Origin of the sequence: Streptomyces sp. NPDC088387, assembly GCF_044753385.1 — a bacterium.
Lineage (GTDB): Bacteria > Actinomycetota > Actinomycetes > Streptomycetales > Streptomycetaceae > Streptomyces.
This window is the reverse complement of record NZ_JBIVNC010000001.1, coordinates 634,682-658,476: the sequence shown is the minus strand read 5'-3', so window position 1 is coordinate 658,476 and position 23,795 is coordinate 634,682. Positions and strand designations below refer to the sequence as shown.

The 23,795-nt window shown below is 72.7% G+C and carries 23 protein-coding genes; 9 read left to right on the top strand and 14 right to left on the bottom strand.

From position 1 onward, the window contains the following. Window positions 1–45 precede the first annotated feature (45 nt). From ACIQAC_RS03020 to ACIQAC_RS02995, 6 genes are all read right to left on the bottom strand, one after another. The gene (locus tag ACIQAC_RS03020) at window positions 46–339 is read right to left on the bottom strand and encodes a hypothetical protein (RefSeq protein ID WP_402186393.1); all 294 of its coding nucleotides are present in this window, start codon (window positions 337–339) and stop codon (window positions 46–48) included. A 97-nt stretch (window positions 340–436) separates the two neighbouring features. Next, window positions 437–1,435: an LLM class F420-dependent oxidoreductase gene (locus tag ACIQAC_RS03015; protein ID WP_402186392.1), complete on the bottom strand. Its 999-nt coding sequence runs from the start codon at window positions 1,433–1,435 to the stop codon at window positions 437–439. A gap of 102 nt (window positions 1,436–1,537) precedes the next feature. Next, a complete protein-coding gene (locus ACIQAC_RS03010) occupies window positions 1,538–2,329 on the bottom strand; it encodes a hypothetical protein (protein ID WP_402186390.1) in 792 nt (263 codons plus the stop codon). 161 nt (window positions 2,330–2,490) lie between these two features. Continuing rightward, window positions 2,491–3,459 carry an N-acetylmuramoyl-L-alanine amidase gene (locus tag ACIQAC_RS03005; RefSeq protein ID WP_402186389.1) on the bottom strand — a complete coding sequence of 323 codons (969 nt, stop codon included), beginning with the start codon at window positions 3,457–3,459 and terminating at the stop codon, window positions 2,491–2,493. Between the two features lie 66 nt (window positions 3,460–3,525). Next, window positions 3,526–4,176: a class I SAM-dependent methyltransferase gene (locus tag ACIQAC_RS03000; RefSeq protein ID WP_402186387.1), complete on the bottom strand. Its 651-nt coding sequence runs from the start codon at window positions 4,174–4,176 to the stop codon at window positions 3,526–3,528. Window positions 4,177–4,287: 111 nt separating this feature from the next. Next, entirely contained in the window at window positions 4,288–6,021 is a 1,734-nt protein-coding gene (locus tag ACIQAC_RS02995) for an MFS transporter (protein ID WP_402186385.1), read from the bottom strand. Between the two features lie 278 nt (window positions 6,022–6,299). On the opposite strand from ACIQAC_RS02995, the gene ACIQAC_RS02990 reads away from it, so the two are divergent. After that, entirely contained in the window at window positions 6,300–7,937 is a 1,638-nt protein-coding gene (locus ACIQAC_RS02990) for a DHA2 family efflux MFS transporter permease subunit (protein WP_402186384.1), read from the top strand. Here the strand turns inward: ACIQAC_RS02990 and ACIQAC_RS02985 are convergent. Together ACIQAC_RS02985 and ACIQAC_RS02980 are read right to left on the bottom strand one after the other, a co-directional pair. Continuing rightward, window positions 7,934–8,566: a response regulator gene (locus ACIQAC_RS02985; RefSeq protein WP_402186948.1), complete on the bottom strand. Its 633-nt coding sequence runs from the start codon at window positions 8,564–8,566 to the stop codon at window positions 7,934–7,936. The genes ACIQAC_RS02990 and ACIQAC_RS02985 overlap by 4 nt on opposite strands. Before the next feature lie 5 nt (window positions 8,567–8,571). Then, complete coding sequence (locus tag ACIQAC_RS02980; protein ID WP_402186382.1) at window positions 8,572–10,101, bottom strand: histidine kinase; 1,530 nt, start codon at window positions 10,099–10,101, stop codon at window positions 8,572–8,574. A 348-nt stretch (window positions 10,102–10,449) separates the two neighbouring features. Between ACIQAC_RS02980 and ACIQAC_RS02975 the strand changes: the two genes are divergently transcribed. The 3 genes from ACIQAC_RS02975 to ACIQAC_RS02965 all read left to right on the top strand — a co-directional run bounded on the left by ACIQAC_RS02975 (window position 10,450) and on the right by ACIQAC_RS02965 (window position 13,462). Further along, window positions 10,450–11,310, top strand: a complete 861-nt coding sequence (locus tag ACIQAC_RS02975) for a MaoC/PaaZ C-terminal domain-containing protein (protein ID WP_402186381.1) — start codon at window positions 10,450–10,452, stop codon at window positions 11,308–11,310. 119 nt (window positions 11,311–11,429) lie between these two features. Then, entirely contained in the window at window positions 11,430–12,506 is a 1,077-nt protein-coding gene (locus ACIQAC_RS02970) for a Zn-dependent alcohol dehydrogenase (RefSeq protein ID WP_402186379.1), read from the top strand. Between the two features lie 17 nt (window positions 12,507–12,523). Continuing rightward, the gene (locus ACIQAC_RS02965; protein ID WP_402186947.1) at window positions 12,524–13,462 is read left to right on the top strand and encodes a 3-oxoacyl-ACP reductase; all 939 of its coding nucleotides are present in this window, start codon (window positions 12,524–12,526) and stop codon (window positions 13,460–13,462) included. 99 nt (window positions 13,463–13,561) lie between these two features. Here the strand turns inward: ACIQAC_RS02965 and ACIQAC_RS02960 are convergent, their stop codons facing one another. Both ACIQAC_RS02960 and ACIQAC_RS02955 read right to left on the bottom strand, forming a co-directional pair. Continuing rightward, a complete protein-coding gene (locus tag ACIQAC_RS02960) occupies window positions 13,562–13,723 on the bottom strand; it encodes a hypothetical protein (protein WP_402186377.1) in 162 nt (53 codons plus the stop codon). A gap of 117 nt (window positions 13,724–13,840) precedes the next feature. Next, window positions 13,841–15,220 (bottom strand): hypothetical protein, encoded by a 1,380-nt coding sequence (locus ACIQAC_RS02955; RefSeq protein ID WP_402186375.1) that lies wholly within the window; start codon window positions 15,218–15,220, stop codon window positions 13,841–13,843. Window positions 15,221–15,508: 288 nt separating this feature from the next. On the opposite strand from ACIQAC_RS02955, the gene ACIQAC_RS02950 reads away from it, so the two are divergent. Genes ACIQAC_RS02950 through ACIQAC_RS02940 form a run of 3 tightly spaced genes read left to right on the top strand, consistent with a single transcriptional unit; the run spans window position 15,509 to window position 18,302 of the window. Then, window positions 15,509–16,348 carry a Nif3-like dinuclear metal center hexameric protein gene (locus tag ACIQAC_RS02950; protein WP_402186373.1) on the top strand — a complete coding sequence of 280 codons (840 nt, stop codon included), beginning with the start codon at window positions 15,509–15,511 and terminating at the stop codon, window positions 16,346–16,348. Then, window positions 16,345–17,088, top strand: coding sequence for a zinc ribbon domain-containing protein (locus ACIQAC_RS02945; RefSeq protein ID WP_402186945.1), 744 nt, complete (start codon window positions 16,345–16,347; stop codon window positions 17,086–17,088). Before ACIQAC_RS02950 ends, ACIQAC_RS02945 begins: the two co-directional genes overlap by 4 nt. A 35-nt stretch (window positions 17,089–17,123) precedes the next feature. Next, on the top strand, window positions 17,124–18,302 hold the full coding sequence (locus ACIQAC_RS02940; protein WP_402186371.1) for a bifunctional RNase H/acid phosphatase: 1,179 nt from the start codon (window positions 17,124–17,126) through the stop codon (window positions 18,300–18,302). Here ACIQAC_RS02940 and eda read toward each other — a convergent pair. Beyond that, window positions 18,277–18,921, bottom strand: a complete 645-nt coding sequence (eda, locus tag ACIQAC_RS02935) for a bifunctional 4-hydroxy-2-oxoglutarate aldolase/2-dehydro-3-deoxy-phosphogluconate aldolase (protein WP_402186370.1) — start codon at window positions 18,919–18,921, stop codon at window positions 18,277–18,279. The two genes, ACIQAC_RS02940 and eda, sit on opposite strands and share 26 nt — an antisense overlap. 76 nt (window positions 18,922–18,997) lie before the next feature. Beyond that, window positions 18,998–19,780, bottom strand: coding sequence for a peroxide stress protein YaaA (gene yaaA, locus ACIQAC_RS02930; protein WP_402186369.1), 783 nt, complete (start codon window positions 19,778–19,780; stop codon window positions 18,998–19,000). Between the two features lie 287 nt (window positions 19,781–20,067). On the opposite strand from yaaA, the gene ACIQAC_RS02925 reads away from it, so the two are divergent. After that, entirely contained in the window at window positions 20,068–21,513 is a 1,446-nt protein-coding gene (locus tag ACIQAC_RS02925) for an RNB domain-containing ribonuclease (protein ID WP_402186367.1), read from the top strand. On the opposite strand, the gene ACIQAC_RS02920 is transcribed toward ACIQAC_RS02925, so the two are convergent. Together ACIQAC_RS02920 and ACIQAC_RS02915 are read right to left on the bottom strand one after the other, a co-directional pair. Next, entirely contained in the window at window positions 21,464–22,117 is a 654-nt protein-coding gene (locus tag ACIQAC_RS02920) for a hypothetical protein (protein ID WP_402186366.1), read from the bottom strand. The genes ACIQAC_RS02925 and ACIQAC_RS02920 overlap by 50 nt on opposite strands. Beyond that, entirely contained in the window at window positions 22,114–22,875 is a 762-nt protein-coding gene (locus tag ACIQAC_RS02915; RefSeq protein ID WP_402186364.1) for a MerR family transcriptional regulator, read from the bottom strand. Before ACIQAC_RS02915 ends, ACIQAC_RS02920 begins: the two co-directional genes overlap by 4 nt. A 101-nt stretch (window positions 22,876–22,976) precedes the next feature. Between ACIQAC_RS02915 and ACIQAC_RS02910 the strand changes: the two genes are divergently transcribed. Beyond that, a complete protein-coding gene (locus tag ACIQAC_RS02910; RefSeq protein ID WP_402186362.1) occupies window positions 22,977–23,795 on the top strand; it encodes an AraC family transcriptional regulator in 819 nt (272 codons plus the stop codon).

Genomic DNA, 23,795 nt, shown 5'->3' with positions numbered 1-23,795 from the left:
GTCGCGCAGTTCCCCGCGCCCCTTCAGGGCGTTGCAGCGTCGGCGTCAGTGGCGGTGGACCCTGGAGGCCACCGCGTGGCCTACGAACAGGTACACGATCGCGGCCAGGCCGTAGCCGGCCACCACGCGTGCCCACTCCTCGTCGAACGTGAACAGATCGTGCGACCAGCCGGCCAGCCAGCGGGCGGCGTCGTGCACGAACTGCACGAAGTCGTTGCCCTGGTTGGCGTCCAGCAGGTACATCAGGATCCACAGGCCCAGTATCAGGGCCATGACGTCGGCGATCACGGCGATGACCGTGCCCGCCTGATGTGAGCCGTTCCGGTTTCTGAGGGACATGTCCCTCGGGTTGCCGCGCCCGCCCGCCGCAAACCTGGTGAGTGACAGACCGCTCCGTTCACCCCTCGTACACGGGGAGTTGACGCTTCCGAGCCGGCTATGAGTTCAGGTCGGCCAGGACCCGTAGGGTGTGCCGGTCGGGGGAGAGGACCAGGAGGTCCGTCACCGGGCCCTTGCGCCACTCGGCCAGGCGTTCCGCCACCCGTTCCGCCGGGCCCACCAGGGAGATCTCGTCCGCGAAGGCGTCCGGGACCGCCCGTACGGCTTCCTCCCTTCTTCCGGCCAGGAACAGGGACTGGATGTGGTGGGCCTCCTCCTCGTAGCCCATGCGGGCCATCAGGTCGGCGTGGAAGTTGCGGGCTGCGTTGCCCATCCCGCCGATGTAGAAGCCGAGCATGGCCTTCACCGGTAGGAGGCCCTCGGCCACGTCGTCGCAGATCCGGGCCTGGGCCAGGGGGGCGATCATGAAGTTCTCGGGGAGGTCCGGGAGTTGGGGGACCTGCGTGGGGGACCAGTACAGCGGGAGCCAGCCGTCGGCGATCCGGCAGGTCTGCGCGATGTTCCTGGGGCCCTCGGCACCCAGCAGGACCGGCAGGTCGGGGCGGAGGGGGTGGGTGATCGGCTTCAGGGGTCTGCCCAGGCCCGTGCCGTCCTCGCCGCGGTAGGGGAGGGGATGGAAGCGGCCGTCCGACTCCACCGGTGCCTCCCGCCGCAGCACCTGCCGTACGACGTCGACGTACTCGCGGGTCGCGGTCAGCGGTGACTTCGGGAACGGGCGCCCGTACCAGCCCTCCACCACCTGCGGTCCGGACAGCCCGAGGCCGAGCATCATCCGTCCGCCGGAGAGATGGTCCAGCGTGAGCGCGTGCATGGCCGTCGTCGTCGGGGAACGGGCCGCCATCTGTGCCACCGCCGTGCCCAGGCGGATGCGGGTGGTGTGCGCGGCGATCCAGGTGAGGGGGGTGAACGCGTCCGAACCCCAGGACTCCGCCGTCCACACCGAGTGATAGCCCAGCCGCTCCGCCTCCTGGGCGAGCGGCACATGGTCGGAGGAGGGGCCGCGACCCCAGTAGCCGAGGGCGAGTCCCAGCCGCATACGGCCTCCTGACTTTATCTGACGGTGTGTCAGTTCTGGGCTGCGACTGTACGACAACGGCCCCCCGCCCGGAAGGGTGAGGGGCCGTGACCGTGGGGTTGTTCAGCCGCGCTGGATACCGCTGGTGTCCTGGAGGACACCCCGGCGGCCGTCCTGCGTCTGCGCGACGAGGGCCGGGCCGCGCTGCTCGACGGCCAGGTACCAGGTGCCCGGCGCCAGTTCGGCGATCGGGGTCGGCGAACCGTCCTCCGCGAACAGCGGACGGGCCACCGGCACCGCGAACCAGAACGGTGAGAAGTCACCGGCAGGTGCCTGCGGCGCGGCCTGCGCCTGCGGCGGCTGACCGGCGTAGGGCTGCTGCGGCGGCTGACCGCCGAACGACGGCTGCTGCTGCTGAGCGCCGGGGTAGCCGTAGCCGCCGGGAGGCTGCTGGGCGCCGTAGGGCTGCGGGGCGGCCGGGCGGGGAGCCGGGAGCAGCGCCGGCTTGAGGGCCGGGACCAGCGGCGTCGCGATCGCGCCGCCCGCGAGCAGCAGCGCGCCGATCAGACCGAGGATGAGGCCGACGCCGACGCTCTCCGCGTCGAGCGTCCACCACAGCAGCGACCAGGCGGCGGCCGCGGCGAACCCGATGCCCAGCGGGCCGAGCTCCAGGCCGACGACCTTGCGGGGCTGCGGGGTGAGGTGGGCCACCACGATCAGCGCGGCACCGATCACGCCGAGCATGTAGGTACCGAGACCGAGGCCGAGGCTCAGACCCCAGGCATTCGTCTCGATCGACTCGCACACGGCGTCCGGGCCGTCGCAACCGGTTACGTCGAGAAGCGACGCGATGAAGAGCAACACCGCTGCTCCGATCACCACGCCGTCGCCTCTAGTGAGGGAGCGGATATTCACTTCAGGTCCTTCGTCAATCGTGTCGTCATCGGCATTGCGGGAGGCGTCGCTGTCACCAAGTCGCCGTACGGCCGCGGAGTGAAGCGCGGGGGTGGCCCCTCATCGTAGGGACCCTACCGTCCGGGGTGTCCGACTGTCCGCCGGGATCAGGGCGCTGATCACTACCCGCGCAGGAAACTCACGATTCCCTCAGACATCCCCTGCGCCGCGCGTTGCCGCCAGTCACCACTGGTGAGCAGTGCGGCGTCCTTGCTGTCGCGCATGTTGCCGCATTCGATGAACACCTTCGGAACCGTTGACAGATTGAGACCGCCCAGATCGGTGCGGGTGACGAGACCGGTGCCGTTGCCGACGTAATTGGAGGGCGCGGAGCCGGTGGCGCGGACGAAGTTGCCGGCGATGCGCTCCCCGAGGTCGCGGGACGAGGCGACGATCGGGCGGGTGTCGGCACCGCCCGAGTTGACGCTGCCCGGCAGGATCACGTGGAAGCCACGATTGCCCGCGCCGGCGCCGTCCGCGTGGATCGAGACCACCGCGTCGGCCTTCGCCTTGTTGCCGATCTGCGCGCGCTCGTCGATGCACGGCCCGAACGGCCGGTCGGCGTCCTGCGTCAGCTTCACCGTGGCGCCCTGCTTCTCCAGCAGATCGCGCAGCCGGTGTGCCACGTCGAGAGTGAAACGGGCCTCCAGGTAACCGTTGTTGGTGGAGGTGCCCGTGGTGTCGCACTCTTTCCAGTTCGTACCGATGTGCACCTTGCGGTTGATGTCGGTGGTGTGCTGGAAGTTGCCGGGGTTGTGGCCCGGGTCGATGACAACGACCCTGCCCTTGAGCGGGCCGGCGGCGACGGGCGCGGAGGACGCGGGGGTGGGCGTCGGGGAGTCCGTGGCCGGCTTCTTGTCGTCGTCGGTGCCGGGGGCGTCCGTCCCGGAGAGGGCGGGGTCGCTCGGGGCCGCCGTGGCGGAGATACTCGCCGCCCGGTCCGAGCCGTCGTCGTCGGGGGAGCCGACCGCCTCGTAGACGAGCCAGCCGATCAGCGCGCCGGGTACGAGCGCGGCGAGCGCGACGGTGAGGTAGCTCCGCCGGGGACGGTGCGGACGGGACGGTTCGAACTCCGGGCCTGTGTACGACACGCCTGACACCCTAGGCCCTGTCCGGCGCTTCCTCTCGCAGACCCGGGACCCGGCACGCCAGCCGGCTCAGCCGCCTGCACCCGTGCGGCGCAGTACCCGCAGGGAGCCCGTCGCCGAGACCTCGGTGAACGCGCCCGAGGCGAGCGCGCGCAGGTAGACGCGGTAGGGGGCCTGGCCGGTGAACTCGTCCTGCGGGTCCGGGAACACGTCGTGGATGACGAGCAGTCCGCCCTCGGTGATGTGCGGGGCCCAGCCCTCGTAGTCGGCGTTCGCGTGCTCGTCGGTGTGGCCGCCGTCGACGAAGACCAGACCGAGCGGGGAGTTCCAGATCCGGGCGACCTGCGGGGAGCGGCCGACCAGGGCGACCACGTGTTCCTCCAGGCCCGCGCGGTGCAGGGTGCGGCGGAAGGCGGGCAGGGTGTCCATCAGGCCGAGTTCGGGGTCGACCGTCTCCGGGTCGTGGTAGTCCCAGCCCGGCTGCTGTTCCTCGCTGCCCCGGTGGTGGTCGACGGTGAGCGCGGTGACACCGGCCGCGCGGGCCGCGTCGGCGAGCAGGACCGTGGAACGCCCGCAGTAGGTGCCGACCTCCAGCAGTGGCAGCCCGAGCCGTCCGGCGTCGACGGCCGCCGCGTACAGCGCGAGCCCCTCGTCCAGGGGCATGAACCCCTTCGCCGCCTCGAACGCGGCCAGGATCTGTGGCTTCGGCGCCGCGGTCATGCGGGTCCTCCAGGTCGTACGACGGTCCGGTCGGCCCATGGTGCACCACGCCCCCTGCCGGACGGACCGGCAGGGGGCGTGCGGAGCTTCACGACGGAAGAGGACCGGCCGTCAGGCGGTGACCGGCTCGCCCGGCAGGGAGAGGTCCAGGTCGACGCAGTGCTCGTCGCCGGAGTGGGTCGCCGAGGAGGCGAGCGGCGCGTGTCCGTGCGCCTGGGCCGCGAGCACATAGGGGCCGGCCGTCGGGACCATGAGGGCGTACGTGCCGTCCTCGGCGGAGAGCGTGGCGCCCGCGCGCCGGCCCTGCCGGTCGATGAGCGTGACCCGGGCGCGGGCCACCGGCTCGCCGCCGGAGTCCAGGACCCGGCCCCGGAAGCCACGCAGGGCCTCCTCGGCACGGGCGAGGTTCTGCTCCTCCTCGCTGCTCGCGCGCAACTGGGGCGCACGGTTCGGCTTCGGCAGGAACAGGGCCATCAGCAGGCCGATGGCGACCGCGCCGGTGGCGATCAGGAAGGAGAGCCGGAAGCCGTGCATGGTCGGGACGGCGACACCGCCCACGTTGTTCGCGGTGTTCGCCAGGACCATGCCGATGACGGCGCTCGACACGGACGTACCGATGGAACGCATCAGGGTGTTCAGGCCGTTGGCCGCGCCGGTCTCCGAGGCCGGGACCGCGCCGATGATCAGCGCGGGCAGCGAGGAGTACGCGAGACCGATGCCGGCGCCCAGGATCACCGCGATGACCAGGGACTGCCAGGCCTCGCTCATCAGGCCGAGCCCGGCGCCGTAGCCGATCGCGATGATCACCAGGCCGGCGATCAGCGTGAACTTGGGGCCGTACTTCGCCGAGAGACGGGCGTAGACCGGGGCGGTGAACATCATCGTCAGGCCGAGCGGTGCCACGAGCAGACCCGCGACGACCATCGACTGGCCGAGGCCGTAGCCGGTGGACTTCGGCAGCTGGAGGAGCTGGGGCAGGACCAGGGAGACGACGTAGAAGGAGACACCGACCATGATCGAGGCGAGGTTGGTGAAGAGGACCGCCGGGCGGGCCGTCGTCCGCAGGTCCACCAGCGGCGCCTTCAGCCGCAGCTCCATCACGCCCCACAGCAGCAGGATCAGGGCGGAGGCGCCGAACAGGCCGAGGGTGGTGGTGGAGGTCCAGCCCCAGTCGCTGCCCTTGGTGATCGGCAGCAGGAAGAGGACCAGGCCGGTGGAGAGGCCGATCGCGCCCAGCACGTCGAAGGAGCCCTTGGCGCGCATCGGGGACTCCGGTACGGCGATCAGGGTCAGCGCGATGGAGAGGACACCGAGTCCGGCGGCGCCGTAGAAGAGGGCGTGCCAGTTGGTGTTCTGCGCGACCAGGGCCGCCGCGGGCAGCGCGAGACCGCCGCCGACGCCGATCGAGGAGCTCATCAGGGCCATGGCCGAGCCGAGGCGCTCGCGCGGCAGCATGTCCCGCATCAGGCCGATGCCGAGGGGTATCGCGCCCATCGCGAAGCCCTGGAGGGTACGGCCGACGATCATCGGAAGCAGGGTGCTGGTGAACGCGCTGACCAGCGCGCCGACCACCATGACGGAGAGGCTGAGGATCAGCATCCGCCGCTTGCCGTACAGATCGCCGAGCCGGCCCATGATGGGGGTGGCGACGGCGCCCGACAGCAGGGTCGAGGTCAGGACCCAGGTCGCGTTGCTGGGCTCGGTGCCCAGCAGCTGCGGCAGATCCTTGATGACCGGGACGAGCAGGGTCTGCATCACCGCGACAACGATGCCCGCGAAGGCGAGCACCGGGACCACGGCCCCGCCCGGACTCCGCACGGGCCGGTCGTTCGTCGTGTGGGACATGGGCAGGGGCCTCCAGGCCGACGTGGGTGCGCGTGGCCGCGCGCGGGTGGTGCGCGTCACTTGAATGCATGTGCAGGTACGTGTATCTCGAACCCCGTGCGCCGGGGCAACTATTCCGATGGTTCGCCAAGCTAAAGAATTCTTGACCTGCTCTTGATGATCGAGGGTGATTTGGGCAGGTTTCGGACTGTCTGGGCCTCAGTGGAACGGCGTAGGGCGCTCGGCCTACGACCTGTGGGCCGAAAGCCCGATGCAAGGGGTGCCTCGCGGTTGAGACCATGACGCCCATGCTCAAGACCGCCGACGCCACCTCGACGTCCCGCCGCCCCGCCACACCGACCTGGCTGGTGGTCACGCTCGCCTGTGCCGGACAGTTCCTGGCCGTCCTCGACGTGTCCGTCGTCAACGTCGCCCTGCCGTCCATGCGGGCCGACCTGGGGCTGAGCGCCCCCGGACTCCAGTGGGTGCTCAACGCCTACGCCGTCGCCTTCGCGGGGTTCATGCTGCTCGGCGGACGGGCCGGCGATCTCTACGGCCGCAAGAAGATGTTCCTCGCCGGGCTCGCCGTGTTCACCCTGGCCTCCGTCGGCGGCGGACTCGCCCAGGAGGGCGGCCAGTTGATCACCGCCCGCGCCGTACAGGGACTGGGCGCGGCGATACTCGCGCCCCTCACGCTCACCATCCTCACCGCCGCCGTCCCGGAGGGCCCGGCCCGCGCCCGGGCCATCGCCACCTGGGCGGCCGTCGGCGCCGGCGGCGGAGCGGCGGGCGGCCTGGTCGGCGGCGTACTCGTCGAGGGACTGTCCTGGCGCTGGGTACTGCTGATCAACGTGCCGGTCGGCGCCCTGGTCCTGGCCGGCGCCCTGCGCTGGCTGCCCGAGAGCCGGGCCGGGGAGCAGCGGCGCCTCGACCTGCCGGGCGCACTGCTGGTGACCGCCGGGCTCGCCACCCTGGCCTACGGGATCGTGCAGACCGAGGTCGAGGGCTGGACGGCGGCGGCCACCCTCGTCCCGCTCTTCGCCGGCATCGCCCTGATCGGCGCGTTCCTCGCGGTCGAGGCGCGCACCCGGTCCCCGCTGATGCCGCTCGCGCTGTTCCGTGTCCGCTCGGTCGCCGCCGCGAACGCCGGGATGCTGCTCGCCGGCTCGGCGACCTTCGCCATGTGGTTCTTCATGACGCTGTACGCCCAGAACGTGCTCGGCTACTCCCCGCTCGACGCCGGACTCGCCCTCGTGCCCAGCTCCCTGGCCGTGGTCGCCGGCTCCAAGGTCGCCCCCCGGCTGATGCCGCTCCTCGGCGCCCGCACGGTGGCGGTGCTGGGCGCGGTGATCGCGGCGTCCGGGTTCCTGTGGCAGTCGCGGATGACGGCGGACGGCGGCTATCTGACGGCCATCATGTTCCCCGGCATCCTGATGATGTTCGGCGCGGGCCTCGCGACCACCCCGCTCGCCTCCCTCGCCACCTCGGGCACCGCCCCGGGCGACGCCGGCCTGGTCTCCGGCCTCATCAACACCTCCCGCACGATGGGCGGTTCACTCGGCCTCGCCGTGCTGTCGACACTCGCGGCGGCCCGCACCGCGGACTCCGGCGGCACCGACGTCGAAGCCCTCAACGAGGGTTACGCACTGGCCTTCCGGGTGGGTGCGGCGGTACTCGCGCTGGGCGCGGTGGTGATGGCGGTGTGGCTGCCGAAGGGACGGGAGCGGGGGGCGGATGCCTCCGAGGGCGGCGTGCCCGGGCAGGGGGCCGGTGTCCCTGAGCCGGGGGCCGGCGTCAGTGCGGAGGGCGCCGGGGTCCCTGGACAGGGTTCCCGGGCCCCCGGGGAAGGGGCGGGTGTCCCCGGGCAGGGTTCCGGCGTCCCCGGGCAGGGTTCAGGGGGCCCTGGGCAGGGTTCAGGGGGCCCTGGGCAGGGTTAGAGCCAGCCCTGCTGGCGGGCCTCCCGCAGGGCCTCCGCCCGGTTGCGGGTCGCGGTCTTGCCGATCACCGACGAGAGATAGTTGCGGACCGTGGACTCCGAGAGGCTCAGCCGGGCCGCGATGTCGGCGACCGTCGCCCCGTCCGCCGACGCCTTCAGTACGTCACGCTCCCGCGCGGTCAGCGGATTGGGGCCGGCGCTCAACGCCGCCGCGGCGAGCGCCGGGTCGACCACCGTCTCGCCCGTCAGCGCCCGGCGGATCGCCGCCGCGAGCTCCTCCACCGGGCCGTCCTTCACCAGGAAGCCCGCGGCGCCCGCCTCCATCGCCCGGCGCAGATAGCCGGGTCTGCCGAACGTGGTGAGGATCAGCACCCGGCAGTCCGGCACCTCGTCGCGCAGCTCGGCGGCGGCGTCCAGGCCGCTCATCCCCGGCAGTTCGATGTCGAGCAGGGCCACGTCCGGGCGGTGCAGCAGCGCCGAGTCCACGATCTTGTCGCCCGCCGCGACCTGCGCCACCACGTCGATGTCCGGCTCCATCCCCAGGAGCAGGGCCAGCGCCCCGCGCATCATTCCCTGGTCCTCGGCGAGCAGCACCCTGATGGACTTGGTGGGCCGGTGGTCGCGCGGCATCTCGTTCACGGGTCAAGCGTAGGGCCGCCGACACCACGAAGGACGGCGTGAGCAGGGAACTCATGGGCGGGGGAGGGCGATTCGGGGGCGTGCGAAGCGTGGTCGGGGGCGGCGGGTACGCCGGTGGGGGGCGAGGGCGCGTTGGTCGGGGTGGCGGGTGTGCCGGTGGGCAGGCCGGGTGCGTCAGTGGGGGTGGATGGGGCGTCGGTCGGTGTGGCGGGCGCGTCCGTCAGCGGCAGGTCCGCCGTCACCACCCAGCCGCCGCCGGACCTCGGCCCAGGTCCCGACCTCGACCCCGACTTCTGCCCAGGTTCCGACCTCGACCCCGGCCCAGATCCCGGTCCCGTCACCGGCCCCGCGTCGAGTGAGCCGCCCGCCGCCGCCAGGCGCTCGGTGAGGCCCCGCAGGCCTGTGCCGCCCGCGGTTTCCGCGCCGCCCGCTGCCGCCCCCTCGGCGTCCTCGACCGCGGACGCGGCCCCGTGGCCGTCGTCAGTCACCGTCAGGACCGCCCGTTCCGGCGTGGTGATCAGGGCGATCTCGCAGGTCGTGGCGGCGCTGTGCCGTACCGCGTTGGTGACGGCCTCGCGGACCACCCAGGACAGCAGGGCCTCGGACTGCGCGGGCAGGGCCGGGCCGGAGCGGTGGAAGGACAGCCGGATGCCCGCGGCTGTCAGGGCCGAGTGGGCCCGGTCCAGCTCCACGGTCAGGCTGCCCCGGCGGTAGCCGGTCACGGCCTCGCGGATCTCGGTCAGCGCCTGGCGCCCCACCGACTCGATGTCCGTGATCTGCCCGAGCGCGGCGTCCAGGTCACGCGGCGCCAGCCGCCGCGCCGCCTCCGACTTCACCACGATCACCGACAGCGTGTGGCCCAGCAGATCGTGCAGGTCCCGCGAGAACCGCAGCCGCTCCTTCTCCACCGCCCGCCGCGCCAGCTCCCCGCGGGCCGCCCGCAGCTCCCGTACCGCCTCGGACAGCGAGAGGATCGCCGCAGTCACCATCGTCGAGATGAACGTGGCGTAGGCGATGTCGAGGCCGCCCCAGCCCTCGCGGTAGAAGCCCAGGGCCGCGGAGAGCACGGTCAGGGCCAGCGCGGTCCTGAGGAGCCAGGGGCCGCGGGCCGTCGCGCCCGCGGCGAGGCCGAGCAGCGGGAAGAACAGCATCCAGTACTCGCCGTAGAGACCCGCGAGGCCACAGGTCAGGAGGGTCATCACGACGAGGGCGACCTTGGTGGACGGCTCCTCCCGCTTCTCCTTGATGAACGCGCGCAGGACGACGTAGATGTAGAGCGAGTTGAAGGTGAGCAGGCCCGCGCCCTCGATCAGGGGGTTGCCGTCGTTGCCCTGGAATATGTTGGAGAAGGCGCCGAGGCCGAGCAGCAGCCAGGGCAGCAGTGCGTAGCCGGTGGTCGGCGGCCCGGAATCGTCCTCGACCGGATCGCCGTGGCCGGCCCCTGTGCGTTCCTGTTCCTCCTGCCATTGCAGCCGTGAGAGCTGCCAGGCGTCCATCCGGCACGAGGCCTTCCGGGTCCTCCACATATGACCGTCCCCCGATCGTGCGGTGCGGGGACCCCGTCGGCCGCCGCTTCCCGTGCTTCTCAGCGTAGGAAGGGGGCGGTCGTGACGATAGGTGCGTCCGTACACGATCGGGCAGGACAAATGTCCCGGGCCGGACGCGCGGGGTGCGGGTTCCCCCGTATCCGGCAGGCCCGTATCTGACATGCCGTCAGGAGTCTTCCCAACTTCCGGGGGCTGGGCTATACAGAGGATCGCCGTACTGGAACGCGTTCTAGACAGGCGGGTTCCGCGGCCTCGTGACGACCTCGGTGCGGCCGACGGTGCGGACGGCCGTGCCGAGGTCCCGCCTCCGACCGCCTCAGGAGCCCCATGCCCATCGACGCAGCCAAGGCACTCGCCGCCGAACCCCGGACCGGCGAGATCGGCTGGGCGCAGAAGGACGTACTCCTCTACCACCTCGGCATCGGCGCGGGCGTCCCCGCCACCGACCCCGGCGAGCTGCGCTACACGCTGGAGTCCCGGCTGCACGTCCTGCCGAGCTTCGCCACCGTCGCCGGATCCGGCGCGCCCGGCGTGATCAGCGGCCTCTCCCTGCCCGGCATCGAGGTCGAGCTGGCCAAGGTGCTGCACGGCGGCCAGCATCTGGTCGTCCACCGGCCGATCCCGGCCGAGGGCACCGCCACCACGACCAACCGCCTCGCCGCCGTCTACGACAAGGGCAAGGCCGCCGTCCTCGTCCTGCGCACCGAGGCCGCCGACGCCGACGGCCCGCTGTGGACCAACGACGCGCAGATCTTCGTACGCGGCGAGGGCGGCTGGGGCGGCGACCGCGGGCCCTCCGCGCGCCTCGAACCCCCCACCGGCGAACCGGAACGGACCGTCGAGCGGCCGGTCCGCGAGGACCAGGCGCTGCTGTACCGCCTCTCCGGCGACTGGAACCCGCTGCACGCCGACCCCGAGTTCGCCGAGGTCGCCGGGTTCGAACGGCCCATCCTGCACGGGCTGTGCACCTACGGCATCACGCTCAAGGCGGTCGTCGACATCCTGCTCGACGGCGACCCGACCCGCGTCCGGTCCTACGACACCCGGTTCGCCGGAGTCGTCTACCCCGGCGAGACCCTGCGGATCCGGATGTGGCGGCAGGACGGGACCGCCGTGCGGGTCGCGGTGAGTTCGGTCGAACGGGACGACGCGCCCGTCCTCGCCGACACCGTCGTCCACCACTCGTGAGACCGGCGGTTTCCTGCCGTGAGGCCGGCAGTTTCCTGCCGTGAGGCAAGCACTTCGTGACCTGAGGCAAGCACTTCGTGACGTGAGGCCGGCAATTTCGAGGTGAGGGGAGCCGCACCATGCGCGCAGCCGTACTGCACGAGATAGGCCAGGACAAGCTGGAGGTCCTCGACGACGTCGAGGCGACGGGCTTCGGTCCGGGCAGGGTGCGGGTCCGGGTCCGGGCGACCGGCCTGTGCCACTCGGACCTGTCCGCGATGAGCGGCGTACTGCCGCAGCCGGGGCCCTTCGTGCCCGGCCACGAGGGCGCCGGGGAGATCGTCGAGGTCGGCGAGGGGGTGGCGAACCTCAAGCCCGGCGACCGCGTCGTCATCTGCTGGCTGCCCGCGTGCGGCGCGTGTCCCGCGTGCAGGCGCGGCCAGAGCGAACTGTGCCTCGCCGGGTTCATGAACGCCGGCACCCCCAACTTCCGGCGCCCCTCCGGCGACATCTTCGGTTTCGCCGGCACCGGCACCTTCGCCGAGGAGGTCGTCGTCGACGCCGGCTGCGCGGTGCCGATACCCGACGACGTGCCCTTCGACATCGCCGCGCTCATCGGCTGCGGAGTCACCACCGGACTGGGCGCGGCCCTCAACACCGCCGACCTGGAGGCCGGTTCGTCGGTCGCCGTCATCGGCTGCGGCGGCGTCGGCATCTCCGTCATCCAGGGCGCCCGGCTCAAGGGCGCCGCCGAGATCGTCGCCGTCGACCCGGTCCTCTCCCGCCGCGAGGCCGCCCTGCGCTTCGGCGCCACCAAGGCCGTCTCACCCGACGAATTCCCCGGCGCCAAACAGTCCGTCACCGCGGGCGAGGGCTTCGACTACGTCTTCGAGGTCGTCGGCAGGTCCGCCACCGCCCGCACGGCCTACGAGAACACCCGGCGCGGCGGCACCCTCGTCATCGTCGGCGCGGGCGCCATGGACGACAACCTCCAGCTCAACATGTTCGAGCTGTTCTTCGACGAGAAGCGGATCCTGCCGTCCATGTACGGCGGCGGAGACGTGCTGCGCTCCTACGAGCGGACCATCGCCCTGTGGCGCGCGGGCCGCGTCGACCTGGAGGGCCTGATCACCCACCGGGTGCCCCTCGCCGACATCAACGAGGCGCTGGACCAGATGCGTACGGGGACGGCCCTGCGTACCTGCATCGAGATCTGAGGGCCCGGATGTCACCGCTGTCGCAGCCACTCGAAGGACTCTCGGCCGTCGTCACCGGCGCGGGGCGCGGCCTCGGCCGGGCGGAGGCGCTGGAACTCGCCCGGCTCGGCGCCGCCGTCGTCGTCAACGACTACGGACAACCCGGCCGGGACGGCTCCGGCGAGGCGTCCGCCGGACCGGCCGAGGACGTGGCCGCCGAGATCCGCGCGGCGGGCGGCCGGGCGCTCGCCCACACCGGCGACGTCGGCGACCTCGCGGACGCCGGGGCGCTGATCGCCCTCGCGGTCGCGGAGTTCGGCAAGCTCGACATCCTCGTCAACAACGCCGGCATCCTCCGCGACCGGATGGTCTTCTCCATGTCGGAGGAGGAGTGGGACTCGGTGATCCGCGTCCACCTCAAGGGGCACTTCAACACCACCCGGTTCGCCGCCGCGCACTGGCGTGAGCGGTCCAAGGCGGCGGGCGGGCCGGTGTACGGGCGGATCGTGAACACCTCCTCCGAGGCATTCGTCGGCGGCTCCGCCGGACAGCCCAACTACGCGGCGGCCAAGGGCGGCATCGTGGGCCTCACCACCTCCAGCGCCCTGGCCCTCGCCAAGTACGGCGTCACCGTCAACGCCATCTGCCCACGCGCCCGCACCCGAATGACCGAGGACGTCTTCGCCGGCCTCGACCGCCCGGACACCGGCCTCGACCCGCTCGCCCCCGAGCATGTCGCCCCGCTCGTCGGCTACCTGGCCGCACCCGCCGCCGCCCGCGTCAACGGCCAACTGCTCGTGGTGCACGGCGGCATGGTCGCGGTCGTCGAACGGCCCCGGCTGGCCGCGAAGTTCGACAGCAAGCAGGACACCTTCACCTACGACGAGCTGGACGCGCTGCTCACTCCGCACTACGCGGGGCGCCCGGCGGGGGAGACGTTCGCCGCGGTCGAACTGCTGGGGCTGCGGCGGGAGTAGGCCGCGACGGCCGGTACCGGTGCCAATGGGTAGGGGAAAAGGGACGGGCCCCGCTCACCCTCGGGTGAACGGGGCCCGTCGCTGCCGCCCGACGTGTGGTCAGGCTGCCGTCTCGGTCTGCTGCTGCTCCGCCGGCTTGCGGTGCCGGCCACGCGGCACCGACTCGGTTTCCTGCCCCGAGACCGGACCCCGGTGCCGGCCGTGGCCGGAGGGCTCCTGCGCGTCGGCGGACAGCTGCTGGGACGTGCTGGCGTCGTTCATCGGAAGAATTCACCCCGTCAACATGATCTTTCTAACAGCCGAGGGAGTCTAACCGGCGCCCCTCGCCCCTGATCCAGGCGGCCACGCCAACCGCGACGACTTCGTTACAACTCCCCCCTACCTACTGACGAGTCGCCCCAAAGGCGCCTGTTGCAGAGGCACGGGGCGGGGTGGGGAGAGGGGGGTGGTGGGGTCCGGATCGGCCGACATTTCCGCCGCCGCGCCCGGGCCCCCGGGTCCGGCTGGCCATGCTGCCCCGGCCTCTTCCCACGCCTCCCCGGCTTGTCCCCACACGTCCCCGGCGTCCCCGGACTTTCTGACGTCTCCCGGTGTCTCCGGATCCCCCGTGGCGTCCAGCGCCTCCGGATCCCCAGTAACCCCCCGTGCCCCCGTTCCCCCGGAACCCCCCGCGTTGCCCGTCGCCCCCGCGTCCACCGCTGCCCCCACGTCCCCCACGTCCCCCGCGTCCCCCCAGGGCGTTCGCCACCGCAGTACGCCGCACGGCACCGTCGTCGTCGCGTACGGGAGGTGGAGCGCCCCGTCCCTGGTCCACAGCCCGGATCCGGTCAGCCAGCCGTCCGGTGCCGGGAAGTGCCGTGCCTGACGGTCCGCGGGCCGCCATACGCCGACCCACTCGCCCTCCGGTCCCTCGACCCGCAGCGCCACCGCACAGCTCTCCGGCATCAGCACCAGCCCCGGCTGGACCGCGAACGGCGTCACATGGAACCCCTCCACCCGCAGGCACTCCGGGAACCGCACCGGCAGCGTCGAGCCGATCACCCCCCAGCCGAGCCGCTCCTCGCCGGGCGAGGGCGCGTCCGAACCGATCAGCAGCAGCCCGCTGTCCGGGTCGGCGAGCAGCAGCCGGTCGTCGCTGTCCGCCGCGATCTGGAGCAGCGGCGACACCTCGCCGCCCCGCTCCAGGTCCACCACGACCGACTTGACCGGCCCGCCGTCCGCGTCCCGCCGGTCCAGCACCAGCATCCGCCCCGCCCGGTCCAGCCAGACCCCACCCGAGCAGCGCCCCGGGATCTGCGCCACGTGCTCGGGCCCGAACGCCCCGCCCGCCACCAGCCACACGGCACTGGAGCGCGGCCCGACCGCGAGCGCGTAGGCGCGCGTGCCGCACGGCGCCGGGGGCAGCAGCCGCAGCCGTGTGTCCTCGGGGCTCTCGACCGCGCCGAGCGGCAGTTCGCCGGTGCCGGGGCCGGTCGGGTACAGCAGCGAGAAGAGCTGCCGGCCGTCGGTCGGACGCCGGATCAGCACCCGGCCGTCGCCCATCGGCTGCACCTCCGTACCGGGCTCCTCGGGCTGGTTGCCGGGCAGCGGCACCGCGTACGGCTCCGGTCCGTCCAGCGTCCAGCGCTGCGGGAACCAGGAGTCACCGTCGGCGGCGAGCCGTGCGGCGTACGCACCGTCCGCCGTGATCACGCAGCCCGACCGTGGCGCGCGGTCGTCCCGCTCCGCCGCCGCGGGCTCGATCGAACAGGCCGTCATCGTTCGGTCACCTCCGGCGACGAAGCTAGTTTTCGCACGCACGGGCGTGGGACGGCCGGCTCCCACTTCACACATAAGGGTGGCCAAGAATCGATTCGCCTGAGGAAACAGGGACGGCTGTGCTGCGGGGAGCGCACGGGGATCGGCTGACGGCCGGGAGACTCCGGCGACGACGGCCGCGACCATCGCCCGGGCGACCACGACGGCGGGCGACCACGACGGCGGGCGACCACCTCCGCGAAAGCCGCGCCGGTTCAGGCGCGGAGAGGGGCCAGGTAGCCTTTGGGCGTGCCCCGTCTGTCAGAAGTCATCGCCGCGCTGGAGAACCTGTGGCCCGCCGAGCGGGCCGAGTCCTGGGACGCGGTCGGCACCGTCGTGGGCGATCCCGGCCAGGAGGTCTCGCGGGTCCTGTTCGCCGTCGACCCGGTCCAGGACATCGTCGACGAGGCCGTGAAGCTCGGCGCCGACCTGCTGGTCACCCACCACCCGCTCTATCTGCGGGGCACGACGACGGTCGCGGCCGACCACTTCAAGGGCCGCGTGGTGCACACCCTCATCAAGAACGACATCGCGCTGCACGTCGCCCACACCAACGCCGACTCGGCCGACCCCGGCGTCAGCGACGCTCTCGCCGGCGCCCTGGACCTGCGCGTCGTACGCCCCCTGGTACCGGACCCCGCCGACCCCGACGGCCGCCGCGGCCTCGGCCGGATCTGCGAACTGGACCACCCGCTGCCGCTGAAGGACTTCGCCGCCCGCGCCGCCGAGCGGCTGCCCGCCACCGCGCAGGGCGTCCGTGTCGCCGGCGACCCCGAGGCCGTGATCCGTACGGTCGCCGTCAGCGGCGGTTCCGGCGACAGCCTCTTCGACCAGGTGCGCGCGGCCGGTGTGGACGCCTTCCTCACCGCCGACCTGCGCCACCACCCGGTCTCCGAGGCCCGCGCCCACGCACCTCTCGCGCTGCTCGACGCGGCGCACTGGGCCACCGAGTGGCCCTGGTGCGAGCTGGCCGCCACCCAGCTCGACGAGATTTCCGACCGCCACGGATGGGACCTGCGCGTCCACGTCTCGAAGACGGTCACCGACCCCTGGACCAGCCACTCCCCTTCACCTGGAGCCCCCAACTGAACGCCGCGCCCGCCGACCAGATCCGACTCCTCGACGTCCAGGACCTCGACGTCCGTCTCCAGCAGCTCGCCCACAAGCGGAAGTCACTCCCCGAGCACGCCGAGATCGAGTCGCTGGCCAAGGACCTCACACAGCTGCGCGACCTGCTCGTCGCCGCGCAGACCGAGGAGAGCGACTGCGCCCGCGAGCAGACCAAGGCCGAGCAGGACGTCGACCAGGTGCGCCAGCGTGCCGCCCGCGACCAGCAGCGGCTGGACTCCGGCGCGGTCACCTCCCCGAAGGACCTGGAGAACCTCCAGCGCGAGATCATCTCCCTCGCCAAGCGCCAGGGCGACCTGGAGGACGTGGTCCTGGAGGTCATGGAGCGCCGCGAGTCCGCGCAGGAGCGGGCCGCCGAACTGACCGAGCGGGTCGGCTCCGTACAGGGGAAGATCGACGACGCGACCGCCCGCCGGGACGCGGCCTTCGAGTCCCTGGACGGCGAGTCGTCCTCGGTCACCAAGGAGCGCGAGGTCATCGCCGGCGCCATCCCGGCCGATCTGCTCAAGCTGTACGACAAGCTCCGCGGGCAGCAGGGCGGTATCGGTGCCGCCAAGCTCTACCAGCGCACCTGCCAGGGCTGCCGCCAGGAGCTGGCGATCACCGACATCAACGAGATCCGCGCGGCCGCCCCCGACACGGTGGTGCGCTGCGAGAACTGCCGCCGCATCCTGGTGCGTACGGCGGAGTCGGGGCTGTAGCCGGTCACCGGCCTGACATGTAAGGGGCTTGCTGCGTGCGGGAGTTCATCGTCGAGGCCGACGGCGGGTCACGGGGCAACCCGGGGCCCGCGGGCTACGGAGCCGTGGTGATCGACCCGGCGACGGGTGAGGCGCTGGCCGAGGAGTCCGAGTACCTCGGCGTCGTGACGAACAACGTCGCCGAGTACCGGGGCCTGCTGGCCGGGCTCCGGGCCGCCCACGCGCTCGACCCGGAGGCCGCGGTCCATGTCCGGATGGACTCCAAGCTCGTCGTCGAGCAGATGTCGGGGCGCTGGAAGATCAAGCACCCGGACATGAAGCCACTGGCACTGGAGGCGGCGGCGGTGTTCCCGCCCGGGCGGGTGACCTACGAGTGGATTCCGCGCGAGCGGAACACCTGGGCGGACCGGTTGGCCAACGCGGCGATGGACGCGGGCACGGGACGCACGAAGACGACAACGAAGCCGAAGACCAGGCCGACGGTGGCGGAGGCGGGCGAGCCGGGCGGGGGAGTGGCGAAGGCCGGCGCCGACGTGCGTGCCGCACAGGCCGTCGCCGAGCCGAAGGTGGGATGGGGCGCGCCGGATCTCGGTGCGCCGGCGACCTTTGTGCTGCTGCGGCACGGCGAAACGCTCCTCACCCCGCAGAAGCGCTTCTCGGGCAGTGGCGGAACCGACCCCTCGCTCTCGGACGTGGGGCGCGGACAGGCCGAGCGGGTGGCCGACGCCCTGGCCCGGCGGGGCACCGTCGAGGCGATCGTGGCGTCACCGCTCACCCGGACCCGCGAGACCGCCGGCGCCGTCGCCGAACGGCTCGGCCTGGAGGTGGTGCTCGAAGAGGGCCTGCGCGAGACCGACTTCGGCGCCTGGGAGGGCCTCACCTTCGCCGAGGTGCGCGAGCGGTACGCCGACGACCTCACCGCCTGGCTCGCGTCGCCGGACGTCCGGCCCACCGGCGGCGGCGAGAGCTTCGCGGAGACCTCGACGCGGATCGCCGCGACCCGCGACAAGCTGGTGGCGGCCTACGCGGGCCGTACGGTCCTGCTGGTCTCGCACGTCACACCGATCAAGACGCTGGTGCAACTGGCCCTGGGCGCCCCGACGGAGGCCCTGTTCCGGATGGAACTCTCCGCCGCCTCACTGTCGGCCGTGGCCTACTACGCCGACGGCAACGCCAGCGTCCGCCTGTTCAACGAGACGTCCCACCTGCGCTGAGCCCGGCCGCCTGCCGGGCCAGTTCCGTCACCCGCGCCCAGTCGCGCCCCGCCACCGCGTCGGCCGGAAGCATCCAACTCCCGCCCACACACGCCACGTTGGGCAACGCCAGATAAGCGGGAGCGGTGGCCAGGCCGATACCGCCGGTCGGGCAGAAGCGGGCCTGCGGCAGCGGACCGTGGAGCGACTTCAGATACGCCGTCCCGCCCGCGGCCTCCGCCGGGAAGAACTTCATCTCCGACACCCCGCGCTCCAGCAGCGCCACCACCTCCGACGTGGTGGACACCCCCGGCAGGAACGGCACCCCGGACGCCCGCATCGACTCCAGCAGTACGTCCGTCCACCCCGGGCTCACCAGGAACCGCGCACCGGCCGACACCGCGTCCGCGACCTGCGCGGGCGTGATGACCGTACCGGCCCCCACCACCGCGTCCGGGACCTCACCGGCGATCGCCCGGATCGCGTCCAGCGCACCCGGCGTCCGCAACGTCACCTCGATCGCGGGCAGCCCGCCCGCGACCAGCGCCCGCGCCAGCGGCACGGCGTCGGAGACGTCGTCCACCACAACCACGGGCACAACGGGGGCGAGATCGAGCACGGAGGGGCCAGAGGAGGTCATGGCCTCATCTTGCCGGGCGTGAAGCATGCTGCGCAAAGCCCGTTGCACAGCATGCAATGTGGGCAGGTGTCGGGCCTCAGTGGATCTCGTCCACCAGCACGTCCAGCGACCACGCCTGGCCCGCCTTCGCAGGCGCCTGCGCCTCCACCTCGTACCCGAGATCCCGCAGCGCCTCCACCAGCTCCGCCGGCCTCCGCGGCGCCGCGCCCGCCAGCAGCAGGCTGCGTACGATCCGCCCCTTGGTCGCCTTGTTGAAGTGGCTGACCACCTTGCGGGTCGGCGCGTGCAGCACCCGTACGGTCGCCGTGCGGTCCGCGACCTCACCCTTCGGCTTCCACGCCGTCGCGTACGCCGACGACCGCAGGTCCAGTACCAGCCCGCCCCCGGCCAGCTCGGGCAGCGCCTCGGCCATCGGCGCTCGCCAGTGCCCGGTCAGCGCCCCGAGCCCCGGCAGCTTCACCCCCATCGAGCAGCGGTACGAGGGGATCCGGTCGGTGACCCGGACCGCGCCCCACAGCCCCGAGAACACCAGCAGCGCACGGCCCGCCCGCCGCTTCGCGGTCGCGTCCAGCGACGCCAGGTCCAGGGCGTCGTAGAGCACACCCGTGTAGATCTCCCCGGCCGGACGGGCGCCGGCCGTGCGCAGCTCCACGTTCTTCGCGATCTCGCCGCGCAGCCCCTCGGTCAGCCCGAGCACCGCACGCGCCTTCTCCTCGTCCGCCGCGCACAGCTCGACCAGCTCCTCCAGCACCGCCTCACGGGCGGGCGACAGCTCCGGCAGCGACAGCGACTCCCACTTCAGCGGCGCTCCCCGACCGGACGAGGCCTTGCCTTCGGAGGGGGGCAGCAGAACCAGCACACGTACTCCTTCACTCGCACTCCGCCACAGGGTACGGCGCACCCGCGAGCCACCACGTCCACCGGTACGGCGCGCCACCGGGACACGACGGCCATCGGGGCACGACGGCCATCGGGGCACGACGGTCACCGGGACACGACGGCCCCCGGTACGGCGCGCCACCGAGATACGACGGCCCCCGGGTACGGCGTGCCGCCCCCCACCTGTGACCACCCGTCCCGCGCCCCCCGCCCACCGTGCCCCCCGCCCACCGTGCCCGGTGGCCCCCCGCGTCCTACGCTCGACACATGCCCCGCCGCCACATCCGCGTGACCGGTGCCCCCGAAGCCCCACTCCGGGCCGCCCTGTCCGCCCTGCGCAGCGAACTCGACATCCCCGCCGCCTTCCCGCCCGACGTGCTCGCCGAGGCCGAACGCGCCGCGCGCGACCCGGCCCAGCCGCTCCACGACGCGACCGACATCCCGTTCTTCACCATCGACCCGCCCACCTCCACCGACCTCGACCAGGCACTGCACCTGTCCCGCCGGGGCACCGGCCACCGCGTCCGCTACGCCATCGCCGACGTCGCCGCCTTCGTCACCCCCGGTTCCGCCCTGGACGCCGAGGCGCACCGCCGCGTCACCACGCTCTACCTCCCCGACGAGAAGACCCCGCTGCACCCGCCCGTGCTCAGCGAGGGCGCCGCCAGCCTGCTCCCCGGGCAGACCCGGCCCGCCGCGCTCTGGACGATCGACCTCGACGCCGAGGGCCGCCCGCTCACCGTCGACGTACGCCGCGCCCTCGTCCGCAGCCGGGCCAAGCTCGACTACGCGGGCGTACAGCGGGAGATCGACGCGGGCACCGCCGAGGAACCACTGGCCCTGCTGCGTACGGTCGGCCGGCTGCGCGAGGCCCTGGAGACGGAACGCGGCGGCATCTCCCTCAACGTCCCCGAGCAGGAGATCGTGGAGCGGGACCACACGTACGAACTCGCCTACCGCGCCCCGCTCCCCGCCGACGGCTGGAACGCCCAGATCTCCCTGCTCACCGGTATGGCGGCGGCGGACCTGATGCTGGCGTACGGCACCGGCGTACTGCGCACCCTGCCCGCCGCCCCCGACGGCGCGGTGGGCCGCCTGCGCCGTACCGCGCACGCCCTGCACATCGACTGGCCGCACCACATGTCGTACGCCGAACTCGTCCGCGGCCTCGACCCGCACGAGGGCCACAACGCGGCCTTCCTGCTGGAGTGCACGACCCTGCTCCGGGGCGCCGGCTACACGGTCTTCCGGGACGGGCGACTCCCTGCCATCACCACGCACTCCGCGGTGGCGGCGCCGTACACCCACTGCACGGCCCCCCTGCGCCGCCTCGCCGACCGGTACGCCACCGAGCTGTGTCTCGCCGCCGTGGCGGGCCAGGAGCCGCCCGCGTGGGTGCTGGTCGCGCTCGACGCGCTGCCGGGCGAGATGGCGGACGGCTCCCGGCGGGCGGGCCAGGTGGAACGGGCCTGTCTGGACGTCGTGGAGGCCGCGGTCCTCGCCGACCGGGTCGGCGAGGTCTTCGACGCGGTGGTGGTGGAGGTCGAGCAGCGCAGGCCCACGATCGGCACCGTGCAACTGGAGTCCCCGGCGGTCATCGGCCGCGTGGAGGCCACCGCCGGGGGAGACCGGCTCCCGCTCGGCGAACGCCTGCGGGTCCGGCTCACCCAGGCAGATCCGGCACCGGCTCGGATTCGTTTCGCACCCGCGTGACCGCGTCCTTGAGCGCCCGTACGAACGCGGTGTCGTCGTCGGCGTTCACCCGCAGCACCCGCACCTCCCGCCGCCGCCCGAGGAAGGTGGTGTGGGTGACGGGTTCGGCCAGCTCGATGGTGACGGCGGTCTGCCCGGCGACATCGACGTCGAGCTCGCCGTCCGCCCTGGTGTGGGACATCAGCTTCTGCCGCCGTACCGACTCGATCCGGTCCAGCGGAATCCGCAGATCCACATGCCCGGCGAACCGGATCCGCACCGCGTCGCGCTCCAGCACATGAGGCCGTACGACGGACGCGGCGTGCAGTCCGACGACGAACAGCACCGTGTACACGTCCACCACCAGCACCACGGCGTGCACGGTCGGCCACGACTTCAGCAGCAGCGACATCACGACGGTCTCGACGACACACACGAACCCGAAGCCGAACATCACCGCGCCCGAACCCTGCGCGTACGGGAACAGCTCCCCGAGCCGCCCGCCGTCGCGCCGCCGGGCGATCCACAGCCCGAGGCAGCGGATGAGCCGCAGCTCGTGCCGTATGAGCCGGCCGAACACCCGCAGCACCGTCATCGGGCTGGTGGTCATCCGTCTGTCGGTCATCGATGTCCCTCCTTCACGATCCGCATCGCGAGGCGGATCGCCTCGGCCTGGGCCGGCGGGAAGTCCGAGAAGAACGCCCGCATAAAACTGTGATTGCCGTCGAGGTCGATCGGGACGGCGTCCGGGGGGATCAGCTCCGGCGGCAGACAGTCCGCCAGCGCCTGCCCGGCCTCCGCGACCCGCGGGTCGTCCGGCGCGGCGTCGACGAGCGCGTCCAGCAGGGCGTAGGCCCGGTTGGCGCGCGCGACGGCCTCCGGTGTGGCCAGGGTGCCGCGCAGCGCGGACACCAGGGCGTCGCGGTCCTCGGCGGACGCCGAGGTGTCGAGCAGGGTGAACAGCTCGCGGTCCTTGGCGGCCATCGGGGAGTCCGACATGTGTGCCATGTCGGCGAACAGCTGGGCCAGTTCGGGGGAGACCGGCCCCTCGGCGGGCAGTTCCTCGGCCTCCAGCAGCGTCCGCAGCCGGGCCCGGCGCTCGTGGATCGCGGCCTCCTGCCGGGCGAGGTCCTCGTCGAGCTCGGTGAGCACCTCGACGAGATCCTTCCCGGCGTCCTCGGCGAGCACGTCCCGTACCTCGGCGAGCCCGAGCCCCAGCTCGGTCAGCCGCCGGATCCGCGCGAGCACGACGGCATGCTTCAACGTGTACTTCCGATACCCGTTGACCTGCCGCTCGGGCTCGGGCAGCAGCCCCAGGTGGTGGTAGTGCCGGACGGTCCGCGTGGTGACGCCCACGGCCGCGGCGAGTTCTCCGATCCGCATGCCCTCAGTAGAAACGTTGACGTTGCGACAAGGTCAAGCGACACGTTCCGGGACCGGGCATGGATGAGCGCCGGGCCGTGTTGATGCGTTGGGGGTGCTTGATGGAACAGGCGAAGTGGACGAAGGCGAGACTCGGCAGGGACGGTACGCCGCTGCACCTGCTGACGGCCCGGTTCGACCGCCACGTGTACGCCCCGCACGCGCACGAGGAGTACACGATCGGAGTCTGCGTCGGCGGCCAGGAGGTCATCGACTACCGGGGCGGCCGTATCTACACGGGCCCGGGTTCGATCGTCGTACTGGCCCCGGGAGAAACCCACACGGGAGGCCCGGCGGCGACAGGCGGCTACGCGTACAGGGCTCTCTACGCGGCCACCCCTCTGCTGACGGACGGCCTGCTGGAGCAGGGCACCCCCCACTTCCGCGACCCGGTCGTGGACGACCCGGAACTGGCCGCGGCCCTGCGCCGCACCCACGCGGAACTGACGACCTGCCCCGACCCCCTGGAGACGGAGTCGCGTGTCCCCTGGCTCCTGACGGCCCTGGCGCAACGCCACTCGACGGCGCGGGCGACACCGGAGCGGGTGCCGGGGGCGACGCTGATAGCGCACGCGGTCCGCGACCGCCTCGCCGACGAACTCCTCTGCCCACCGTCCCTCGCGGACCTGGGTTCGGACCTGGGCCTCTCCCGCTACCAGCTCCTACGGGCCTTCCGTACGTCGATGGGGCTGCCGCCGTACGCCTGGCTGGCGCAGCACCGGGTCGCCCGCGCCCGGGGCCTCCTGGACGCGGGCCTGCGCCCGGCGGAGGCGGCCGGCCTGGTGGGCTTCGCGGACCAGGCGCACATGACACGCTGGTTCCGCAGGGTGCTGGGGGTGACCCCGGCGGCGTACCGCAACAGCGTTCAAGACGCGCGGTGA

Coding starts and splice junctions, on each gene's coding strand:
- ACIQAC_RS02915 (WP_402186364.1), bottom strand. CDS start 22,875: ATGCGGATCGGAGAACTCGCCGCGGCCGTGGGCGTCACCACGCGGACC.
- ACIQAC_RS02955 (WP_402186375.1), bottom strand. CDS start 15,220: ATGACGGCCTGTTCGATCGAGCCCGCGGCGGCGGAGCGGGACGACCGC.
- ACIQAC_RS02990 (WP_402186384.1), top strand. CDS start 6,300: ATGACGCCCATGCTCAAGACCGCCGACGCCACCTCGACGTCCCGCCGC.
- eda (WP_402186370.1), bottom strand. CDS start 18,921: ATGACCTCCTCTGGCCCCTCCGTGCTCGATCTCGCCCCCGTTGTGCCC.
- ACIQAC_RS02910 (WP_402186362.1), top strand. CDS start 22,977: ATGGAACAGGCGAAGTGGACGAAGGCGAGACTCGGCAGGGACGGTACG.
- ACIQAC_RS02925 (WP_402186367.1), top strand. CDS start 20,068: ATGCCCCGCCGCCACATCCGCGTGACCGGTGCCCCCGAAGCCCCACTC.
- ACIQAC_RS03000 (WP_402186387.1), bottom strand. CDS start 4,176: ATGACCGCGGCGCCGAAGCCACAGATCCTGGCCGCGTTCGAGGCGGCG.
- ACIQAC_RS02980 (WP_402186382.1), bottom strand. CDS start 10,101: ATGTGGAGGACCCGGAAGGCCTCGTGCCGGATGGACGCCTGGCAGCTC.
- ACIQAC_RS03015 (WP_402186392.1), bottom strand. CDS start 1,435: ATGCGGCTGGGACTCGCCCTCGGCTACTGGGGTCGCGGCCCCTCCTCC.
- ACIQAC_RS02995 (WP_402186385.1), bottom strand. CDS start 6,021: ATGTCCCACACGACGAACGACCGGCCCGTGCGGAGTCCGGGCGGGGCC.
- ACIQAC_RS02970 (WP_402186379.1), top strand. CDS start 11,430: ATGCGCGCAGCCGTACTGCACGAGATAGGCCAGGACAAGCTGGAGGTC.
- ACIQAC_RS02975 (WP_402186381.1), top strand. CDS start 10,450: ATGCCCATCGACGCAGCCAAGGCACTCGCCGCCGAACCCCGGACCGGC.
- ACIQAC_RS02920 (WP_402186366.1), bottom strand. CDS start 22,117: ATGACCGACAGACGGATGACCACCAGCCCGATGACGGTGCTGCGGGTG.
- ACIQAC_RS03020 (WP_402186393.1), bottom strand. CDS start 339: ATGTCCCTCAGAAACCGGAACGGCTCACATCAGGCGGGCACGGTCATC.
- ACIQAC_RS02985 (WP_402186948.1), bottom strand. CDS start 8,566: ATGCCGCGCGACCACCGGCCCACCAAGTCCATCAGGGTGCTGCTCGCC.
- ACIQAC_RS02960 (WP_402186377.1), bottom strand. CDS start 13,723: ATGAACGACGCCAGCACGTCCCAGCAGCTGTCCGCCGACGCGCAGGAG.